The following is a 443-nucleotide window of genomic DNA, read 5'->3' on the forward strand; positions in this document are numbered from 1 at the left end:
GTCATCTACTTCACCGTCACCGATCCCAAGGCGGTGACGTACGAGATCGCCAATCCGCTGCAGGCGATCGAGCAGCTCACGATCACCACGCTGCGCAACGTGGTCGGCGGCATGACGCTCGAGGGCGCGCTGACCGGCCGCGACACCGTCAACAACGAGCTGCGTGCGGTGCTCGACCAGAAGACCGGCCAGTGGGGCATCCACATCGCGACCGTCGAGATCAAGGCGATCGATCCGCCGACCTCGATCCAGGAGGCGATGGAGAAGCAGATGCGTGCCGAGCGAGACAAGCGCGCCACGATCCTCACGGCCGAGGGCTCCCGCGAGTCGCAGATCCTCACCGCCGAGGGTGAGCGCCAGTCGCGCATCCTGCGCGCCGAGGGCGAGCGCCAGAGCGCGATCCTCTCCGCCCAGGGCGAGCGCGAAGCGCGCATCCTGGAAGC

General features: G+C 67.9%; 1 protein-coding gene. It reads left to right on the top strand.

Annotated features, from left to right (window positions below):
• Positions 1 to 443 (top strand): SPFH domain-containing protein (locus tag BJP32_RS16725; protein ID WP_143255509.1); only part of this gene is annotated, 443 nt, incomplete at both ends.

The organism is Brevundimonas sp. ZS04 (genome assembly GCF_001956865.1).
GTDB lineage: Bacteria > Pseudomonadota > Alphaproteobacteria > Caulobacterales > Caulobacteraceae > Brevundimonas > Brevundimonas diminuta.